Here is a 7,673-nt window from a genome sequence, read left to right on the forward strand (position 1 = left end):
AGCAGTACGGCCAAGGCCAGACGCAAGTCCTCAGCCGTTTTGGCGTTGTCTCGAAATGCACGGGCATCTGCTATGCAGTCGATGCCGCTGGCGGTTCTGGCCATAAGGTGCTCCTTAAAAAAGTAAGAAGCTTATTATTACTGTTTTTATTGGGAATTGGAATTAGACCCGTTCCGGTGGCGCATCCTTTTTTTCGAGCGCGCGGTCCGAATACCGGCCAAAACGCCAGGCAGTCGCCTCCTGCGTGATGCGCCGCCAGGTGCTGCGTTTTTGGAAGGGGCTCATTTCAGGCCACAGCTGCACTTCTTCAAATGTACGGCCACAGCCCTTGCAGAGCGCATCGCCCTGGCTGGTCGAGCAGATGGCGATGCAGGGCGTATCAGCTGTCGTCTCGTACCAGGCACGCCAGGCGGCCATGGCCTGCGGCGGGAAGCCGGCTTCGTCGGCCTCGTCCTCGTGATAAAAAACCATCAGCGCATACACCTCGGCCAGCGCACGCAGCTCCGGCGCCAGCGTGACGCCGTCGGGCGACGGCTTTTTCTCGCGCCAGTAATTGATGGCCGCTTCAATGTCGGTGATGTGGATGCCGGGCATGCGGGGTTCTGCAATCGGAAAGGAAGGGTGGAGGCTAAAAACCGGGCCGCCGCTCAGGACGGGGTTGGCGATTTCCGGCTGGGCTGTGAATGATAGGCCAAGCTGGCATCCACCCGGGGCATCGGGTTTTTTCCAGCCAGGCGCGCCGGCTTGAAGGGGAGTAACTCCCTCGTCCGGCCATCGGGACCCTCCGGCTGCCAGACGTTCAGCAAGTCGTCATTACGAAGTCCCCACTTCCGGCTTGCTGGGCATGCAGTGCAACTGCATGTCGAGCCAGACCTTCGATTGAAACCTGAACAGGTTTGGATCGAGGCGTCGCGGCAATATTTCGCCCCTCACCGACCTGCCTGGTTCATGAACCCGGAGCCCTGAACAGGCCACTGCATCGCAGCCAGAGAGTCGCACCACACGCATAACGAGAGGAACTTTATGGACAACATGATCGTTTACATCGACGAGGCCGCTTACGCACTGACGATGTTGACGCCATTGCTATCGGCGGGCCAAACGCGGACGCCCACACGCTGGATCGTGATCGGCTGCGCCCCTCGGGTCACCCACCACGTCAGCAAATGGGTGACCCACAGCGCACGCCAGAACTGGCGCAGCAAGTGGGCCGAAAAAGTCTTCTCGCAGGTGATCCCCGTGCTGCAAGGCCCCAGCGACGCGGTGGTTACCCAGATCGCCAGCGGTCCCTTGTGTGACCTGACGGATTCGCTGATCACCCAATACGGTACAGGGCGCGTGCTGGACGCCCGCCGCCCCAAGACCGGCAACGACCTTCAGCCGGTCACGCGCCAGCACAGTCCGACAGCGCGCGGCCTGTGTTCTTACGCCGCCATGATGACCGGTACCGGCATGTCGCTGGCGGTGGATTGATCTGGCCGGACTCCCCCGGGGCACGGCATCTTTCCCGTGGCGGAAAGCGAGGCGGGTCAGTGCTATTCTTCCCTCATGAAACTCATTGTCAAATGGCTTTGTAGCGCTGCCGCCTTGCTGGCAGTTGCTTATCTGTACTCCGGCGTGACCGTGACCAGCTTCCCCGCAGCACTGCTTGCCGCAGCCGTGCTGGGCGCGCTCAATAGCGTGGTGCGCCCGGTGCTGGTTTTGCTGACGCTACCAGTGACGCTGGTCACGCTGGGGCTGTTTTTGTTCGTCATCAATGCCCTGATGTTCTGGGCGGCGGCCAGCCTGCTCAGCGGCCTGCACGTCACGGGTTTTGTGGCGGCCCTGATTGGCTCACTGATTTATTCACTGCTGCAGCTGGCGATCGAGTTTGTCCTGGAGCGCCTGTTCCCGAAGTAGCTGGTCGATCTCGCGTGCCCGCGTATCGATGATGGAGCCATCCATGTGGCTGCTCGCCCCCGAACCCGTGTCGCGGCCGCTGCGCATCAGATCTTGCGCCGCCCTGAAGCGGTCCCGCGCCGCACCGTAGTCAAGCTGGGCCACGCGGCTTTCAGCATCCGCCCGGATAGCCCTCAGCGTCTGGCCCTGCTGGCCATGCGCCGTCGCCAGCAATTGCCAGGCGATCGCGTCTTTGGGGTGCGTTCTGACCCAACTCTGCAGGCGGTCAGACACGTCCTGCGCGCGGCCAGCCGCCAGGTCAGCCCGCGACTGCAGCATGATTGCCGCGCGGCTGCTGGTGCCTGCAAATCTGGGCGCATCTGCGGCACGCCCGGCCACAATGTCGATCTCCAGCAACAGCAAGCCCACCACATCGGATGCCGCTTGATTGCCCGCGAGCGCCGTCTTGAGCCGCTCCGCCAGGCTGCGGGCCTGCGCGTAGTCTCGCGTCTGGGTGGCGGCCAGAGCGCCCGCGTACAAGGCGCCTGCGTCGCGCGGTTTCAACACCGCAGCAGACCCGGCTGGCAGCGCGATGCGCTGCGCGTCGGTCAGCACGAGCCGCAGGCCATCGACGCTCAGGTCGCCCAGCACGCGCGCGCGTCCGGCCATCATCGCGTGGAGCACGCGCGCCTGGCTGTTTTCGTCAGCCGCAGAAGGCGCCAGCGTCTGGCCTTCCAGTTGCAGCCTGCTTTTGACTTCACCGATACGTTCCGTGGTCAGTGGGTGGCTGCGCAGATAGGGGTAAGAGCCGTTGTCGTTAAGCCGGGAGGCCTGCTGCAACTTGTCGAACATGCTCGCAAAGCCCCGCTTGTCAAAGCCGGCGTCGGCCATCACGCCAAAGCCGATGCGGTCGGCCTCACGCTCCATGTCGCGCGAAAAATTGAGCTGGTTTTGCACCGCGAGCGCCTGCCCGCCGGCTATGGCTGCATTGGCTGCATCAGGGCTCTTGTTGGCGGCCAGTGCGCCGAGCACCATCGCCGCAATCAGCCAGGGCATTTGCTGGCTTTGCTTGCTCAGCAGGCGTGAAATATGACGCTGCGTCACATGGCTCAACTCGTGCGCGAGCACAGAAGCCAGTTCGTCCCGGCTTTCCACAACGCCGATCAACCCCAAGTGCACGCCGAGGTAGCCTCCTGGCAGGGCAAAGGCATTGATGGTGCGGTCGCGTACCAGCATGATTTCCCAGGCGAAACGCTCCTCCAGCTCATTGACGAGTTCACCCCTAGCCCGCGCCGCAGTCATCAGCGCTTGCCAGATGCCTTGCAGATAATCACCCAGCACCGGGTCATCCAGATAGTCCGGGTCCCGGTAAATGCTGCGAGCAATCCGGTCACCCAGTCGCCTCTCCGCACTGGCCGTCAGCTCGGAGGTGTCGCCCAAGGCCGGCAAGGAGCCACCAGAGCGAACCGGCGCCTGCGCGTGCGCCGGCGCCAGACTCGCTGCCGCCACAAACAATATAGCTGTCAGCGCTCGTTGGCCAGGACGATTGGGGCCTTTTGATTTGAAGCGTTCAGAAAGAATCGAGAGGAACAAACGCAATCACCTCGGTAGTGTTGAGATCGAGCACAGCCGTCCAGTATTGGTCGCGGCCGGCCAGCGGGAGGTAGCCAAGCGCCGTCCCGGACTTGCTGGCGCCCAGTGCAGATCGCGACGCTGCATCAATCAGACCTGCCTGTGCGGGGAACCGGATCTTCAGATCGCTCAGCGGTTTTGCCACCGCAATGATTTCCAGTTTCCCCTTTTCATAGTCTTGCCACAGGCGCGGACGGGCGCCCAGTGGCGCCCCGCCGAGCGCAACCAGGGTCATATCCATTCTTTCCTTGTTGTTTTCGAAAGCCCGCAACGCCAGCAGTGTGGGCCCGGTCCAGGGCAAGCGTTGCAGTTCGGGCGGCGCCTGATCAAGCTCAGCCTCGGGCACCTCGATCGCATGCACCACACGGAACCGGTCCATTTCGAATACAAGGTGCACGGGACGAGCCACCGACACCGTCCACAAGCCGTATGCCAATGCCGCGATTTGCAACAGGCCAATTACCGACACGTCGCGGCGCAGTTCGCTGACCGGCTTGTTGCGGTTGAACACAGTCAACGTCAGCAAAGGACCCATGATTACATCCACCGCAATCACGATAAAAAACAGTTCCCGTCCTCCGGAAATTTCCCGGTAAGGATAGGGATACCAAAGCCCGAACACCAGCCATGCCGCTGCCGCAGCCACCGCCAGACTGATCGTTAAATGAATACCGGCTGCAGACAAGCGGCTTTTCAAGGAGATAGACATGGCAGACATGCTCTTATGATGAGGGATGCTTGTAAAGGTTTCGTAACAGTATGACCACGACTTCAGCGCTCACACATTTCGACGGGCAAGGCCAGGCCCACATGGTGGATGTGGCCAGCAAGCCCGACACCCACCGGGTTGCCCTTGCGCAAGGCCGCATCGTCATGAATGCCGCCACCCTCGACATCATCCTCAACGGCACTGCAAAAAAGGGCGACGTGCTGGGAATCGCCCGAATTGCTGGAATCATGGCCGCAAAAAAAACCAGTGAGCTGATTCCACTGTGCCATCCTCTGGCCCTCACCCGGGTTGCGCTTGACTTCCAGCCTGACTCGGCGAGCGCCAGCATCCGCTGCAACGCGACCGTGGAAACCGTCGGTCCGACCGGCGTGGAAATGGAAGCCTTGACCGCTGTGCAGATAGCCCTGCTCACGATCTACGACATGTGCAAGGCCGTGGACCGCGCCATGGTGATCACCGAGGTCAAATTGCTGGAGAAACACGGCGGCAAATCGGGAAGTTTTGTCGCGGAGTCCTGAATACCGGCTCATTCTCAATCTGCCACCCTCTCCGTCGGGACGACGGACTGGCGCCATTTGGCATGGTTCTGCGGAAAGGCCGCACGGTAGCGGGCCAGGTGCAGCAAGGCTTCATCGTCGCGCCGCAGCATGACCGCGCTTTCAATCACTTTTTCAATGACCCTGGGTTCGGGTGAGTAATGAAGCAGCTGGGTGCTCAGGGCGGACGTCTCTAACGCATTGTCTGGTGTCAACGGCGTGAGGTTCAGTGCCGCGAAGTCGAACTGCCGCCGGAACAGGCGCGTGTCACGAATTTTTTCCAAGGTGTTTTCGCGAAACGCTGGATCGCGCTGGGCGGGCGCAAGATAGATCTGCCTGACGCGATGGTAGTCCCAAGCTGCATACGCCAGGGCACATATCGTCAAGACCGCCGTACCCGCCAGCAAACGGCGGGTGTGGACTGTGGCGGCTGGGGCATGGCCACGGCCGGAACGCGTCGTCCAAAGCAGGTACACGCACAGACCCACAGCCATCTGGAACGGCCCGTACCACAAGGGGTATTCAAGCAGGCTGTGCAGCAGGATCAGCGCGAGAACACCCCAGGCCATTTGCCGGGTCGGGTCGGTTTCGCGCCACGGCCGGGCTTGCCGGACCAGCCAAAAAAGAGAGCCACACACCAGCAACGCGACAGGGACACCCAGCTCGACCGCCAAGTGCAAGGGCAGGTTGTGGGCATTGTCGAGAATGTCGCAGAACCTTTGACCTGGGTACAACGTCATGTAGTGCGCGTAGTCCAGCTCACCCCAGCCCCAGCCAAACCAGGGCTTTTCCGCGATCAGGGCAAGCACGTTGGACCACAGGACCAAGCGACTCTCGCATCCGGGTGTCTCGCCAAAGCGCGCAGCCAGACCGTTGGCGTTTTGCCCCGTGAGAGTGACCAAAAGCCACGGCAGAGTCAAGGTCCAAAGAAGATAGACCCCAAAGGCAAACAGCGCTGTGTACCGCGCTCTTGGCACCACTGGCCCACGCCATGCAAATGCAAGGATCAAAATGGCCAGCCATTGGACCAACCCGGTCCGCGAACCGGAAGCTGCGTTGCCCGCTGCCAGAAGAATCAGCAGAAGTGGCGCGTATTTCCGATAGCTGCCGGTGTGCAACTGCCAGATCAAGGCAACAAGCCCCACACTCATCAGACTGGCAAATTGATTGCGCTGGCGCAGATTGCCAAAGGCCTCTCCTGGACGCGTCTGGTCAAGCCATGGAACGAATTGATCACTGAGACCGAAATATTGGACCACGCCCACGCCGGCACTTAGAGAAGCGGCAGCAATCCACCCGCGCGCCACGACCTCAGCGGACAGTGCTGGAAAGCCGGAATGGGCAAGAACCGCAAGCAGCAGCGCGGCACAAAAAGCCGCAGTGAGCCACGGCCACACTGCCGGCGAAAGTTTGTCGGCAAACGGCATGACCCATGGGACGACCAGGACAGCGACCACCAGCGCCTGTGTCAGGGGGCCGGCACGCGGGCCACCAAGTGTCGATGTCACCGCCGGAAACGAGTCGATGAAGGGCGCGTGGTCGGGGTTGGGCGGTGGCATGGGTACTGCATCTCTTGCGCTATATTTGACCATGGCTGAAATGGATGAACGCTATCTGAATGTCAATCGCTACGGCGTCCTGGATATCCCGGGTCCTCTGTGGCTTGCCATGGCGTTTCTTGGCCGCCACTGGGTGCTCCTCATCATCACGCTGGCCTCGCGCAGATCGCCTGACGCCATCCAGTTGGCAAGCAGTAGCTTGTCGGCTGCTGTGCTGCTCTTCGAAATGCCTGTACTGATCCTCGCCTATGCCGGCTTTTCCCGACACCCATCAACCGGCGCGATATTGAGATTTATCTGGCGCAATGGGCGCGCTATTCTGGCGGCAACAGCGGTCATCAACCTCGGACTGCTGGCCTGGTTTTTATGGCATGCCGATGTGTGGCGGCGGCCGGAGCTGTTGCTCGCCAGCTTTGGCCTGCTCGATGTCGCCATCGTTTATGGCATTTACAAGTCCGCCTACATCAAACAGGTTTTCATGGAGTTTCCAGAACCCGTCGAACCGGGGGGCAAACCTTCATGATCCGCATTTTCATCGGCTTTGATCCGCGCGAGACGGTGGCCTGGCATGTGTTGACACACAGCATCCTGGCACGCTCGTCACAGCCGGTGAGCTTTATCCCGCTGGCCCTGGATAACCTCAGGGAGTTGATGTGGCGGACGCGGGATCCGCTGCAATCGACAGATTTTTCGTTCTCACGCTTTCTCACGCCCCACCTGAGCGCTTATGAAGGTTGGTCGATCTTCATGGATTGCGACATGCTGGTGCTGGACGACATTGCTAAATTGTGGGCATTGCGTGATGAACGTTATGCCGTCATGTGTGTCAAGCACAACCATGTCCCGCTTGAAGCTTCAAAGTTTCACAATGAAAAGCAGACTGCTTACGGCAAAAAGAACTGGTCAAGCGTCATGCTTTTCAACAACGCCAAGTGCCGCGCGCTGACGCCCGAATTTGCCAATACGGCCAGTGGCCTGGAATTGCATCAATTCAAATGGTTGGGAGATGATGGGTTGATCGGCGAGTTACCGGCCAGCTGGAATCATCTGGTCGGCTACGACAAGCCGACTGAAGGTGTGGCAAATGTCCACTACACCAGTGGCGGCCCGTATTTCAATGAATTTACCTCCTGCAACTATGCAACTCCCTGGTTCGACGAGAAGCAGCATATGTTGCGCGCCGATCAGCGGTCTTGAAGGTTTTGTCGCAATAAGCCATGCCTGACAATATCGGCATGACAGAGACGACCCAGATGGCGATGATTGGCGAGCTACGCAAGGTGCTCAAGCGGCTGCACTATCCGTTGGAAGTCATGCTGGTGTGCGCTCGCTGGTACG

General features: G+C 60.4%; 9 protein-coding genes and 1 pseudogene. 6 read left to right on the plus strand and 4 right to left on the minus strand.

The features are described 5' to 3' along the window. Positions 1–162 precede the first annotated feature (162 nt). A complete protein-coding gene (locus ACESMT_RS15655; RefSeq protein WP_372827522.1) occupies positions 163–594 on the minus strand; it encodes a DUF3717 domain-containing protein in 432 nt (143 codons plus the stop codon). Positions 595–1,023: 429 nt separating this feature from the next. On the opposite strand from ACESMT_RS15655, the gene ACESMT_RS15660 reads away from it, so the two are divergent. Beyond that, positions 1,024–1,473: a hypothetical protein gene (locus ACESMT_RS15660; protein ID WP_372827523.1), complete on the plus strand. Its 450-nt coding sequence runs from the start codon at positions 1,024–1,026 to the stop codon at positions 1,471–1,473. A gap of 75 nt (positions 1,474–1,548) precedes the next feature. After that, positions 1,549–1,899 (plus strand): phage holin family protein, encoded by a 351-nt coding sequence (locus tag ACESMT_RS15665; RefSeq protein WP_372827524.1) that lies wholly within the window; start codon positions 1,549–1,551, stop codon positions 1,897–1,899. On the opposite strand, the gene ACESMT_RS15670 is transcribed toward ACESMT_RS15665, so the two are convergent. Together ACESMT_RS15670 and tfpZ are read right to left on the minus strand one after the other, a co-directional pair. Beyond that, on the minus strand, positions 1,846–3,387 hold the full coding sequence (locus tag ACESMT_RS15670) for a M48 family metalloprotease (protein WP_372827525.1): 1,542 nt from the start codon (positions 3,385–3,387) through the stop codon (positions 1,846–1,848). The genes ACESMT_RS15665 and ACESMT_RS15670 overlap by 54 nt on opposite strands. 61 nt (positions 3,388–3,448) lie before the next feature. Then, positions 3,449–4,228 (minus strand): TfpX/TfpZ family type IV pilin accessory protein, encoded by a 780-nt coding sequence (tfpZ, locus tag ACESMT_RS15675; protein WP_372827526.1) that lies wholly within the window; start codon positions 4,226–4,228, stop codon positions 3,449–3,451. 41 nt (positions 4,229–4,269) lie between these two features. Here tfpZ and moaC point away from each other — a divergent pair, with 41 nt between their 5' ends. Next, positions 4,270–4,758: a cyclic pyranopterin monophosphate synthase MoaC gene (gene moaC / locus ACESMT_RS15680; protein WP_372827527.1), complete on the plus strand. Its 489-nt coding sequence runs from the start codon at positions 4,270–4,272 to the stop codon at positions 4,756–4,758. 14 nt (positions 4,759–4,772) lie between these two features. Here the strand turns inward: moaC and ACESMT_RS15685 are convergent, their stop codons facing one another. Continuing rightward, positions 4,773–6,203, minus strand: a complete 1,431-nt coding sequence (locus tag ACESMT_RS15685; RefSeq protein WP_372827528.1) for a PglL family O-oligosaccharyltransferase — start codon at positions 6,201–6,203, stop codon at positions 4,773–4,775. Positions 6,204–6,366: 163 nt separating this feature from the next. Here ACESMT_RS15685 and ACESMT_RS15690 point away from each other — a divergent pair, with 163 nt between their 5' ends. The 3 genes and pseudogenes from ACESMT_RS15690 to ACESMT_RS15700 all read left to right on the plus strand — a co-directional run. Continuing rightward, the gene (locus ACESMT_RS15690) at positions 6,367–6,858 is read left to right on the plus strand and encodes a DUF2919 family protein (RefSeq protein WP_372827529.1); all 492 of its coding nucleotides are present in this window, start codon (positions 6,367–6,369) and stop codon (positions 6,856–6,858) included. Then, the gene (locus ACESMT_RS15695) at positions 6,855–7,532 is read left to right on the plus strand and encodes a glycosyltransferase (RefSeq protein WP_372827530.1); all 678 of its coding nucleotides are present in this window, start codon (positions 6,855–6,857) and stop codon (positions 7,530–7,532) included. The genes ACESMT_RS15690 and ACESMT_RS15695 overlap by 4 nt, the downstream gene beginning before the upstream one ends. Before the next feature lie 38 nt (positions 7,533–7,570). Continuing rightward, positions 7,571–7,673: pseudogene (locus ACESMT_RS15700) on the plus strand (IS6 family transposase); the annotation flags it as partial.

The sequence above is a fragment of the Polaromonas sp. genome (assembly GCF_041689105.1).
In the GTDB taxonomy this organism is placed as follows: domain Bacteria; phylum Pseudomonadota; class Gammaproteobacteria; order Burkholderiales; family Burkholderiaceae_C; genus Polaromonas.

What these genes read in the sequence shown, in the direction of transcription:
- ACESMT_RS15655 (WP_372827522.1), bottom strand. Translation starts at nt 594, where the DNA reads ATGCCCGGCATCCACATCACCGACATTGAAGCGGCCATCAATTACTGG.
- ACESMT_RS15660 (WP_372827523.1), top strand. Translation starts at nt 1,024, where the DNA reads ATGGACAACATGATCGTTTACATCGACGAGGCCGCTTACGCACTGACG.
- ACESMT_RS15665 (WP_372827524.1), top strand. Translation starts at nt 1,549, where the DNA reads ATGAAACTCATTGTCAAATGGCTTTGTAGCGCTGCCGCCTTGCTGGCA.
- tfpZ (WP_372827526.1), bottom strand. Translation starts at nt 4,228, where the DNA reads ATGTCTGCCATGTCTATCTCCTTGAAAAGCCGCTTGTCTGCAGCCGGT.
- moaC (WP_372827527.1), top strand. Translation starts at nt 4,270, where the DNA reads ATGACCACGACTTCAGCGCTCACACATTTCGACGGGCAAGGCCAGGCC.
- ACESMT_RS15685 (WP_372827528.1), bottom strand. Translation starts at nt 6,203, where the DNA reads ATGCCGTTTGCCGACAAACTTTCGCCGGCAGTGTGGCCGTGGCTCACT.
- ACESMT_RS15690 (WP_372827529.1), top strand. Translation starts at nt 6,367, where the DNA reads ATGGCTGAAATGGATGAACGCTATCTGAATGTCAATCGCTACGGCGTC.
- ACESMT_RS15695 (WP_372827530.1), top strand. Translation starts at nt 6,855, where the DNA reads ATGATCCGCATTTTCATCGGCTTTGATCCGCGCGAGACGGTGGCCTGG.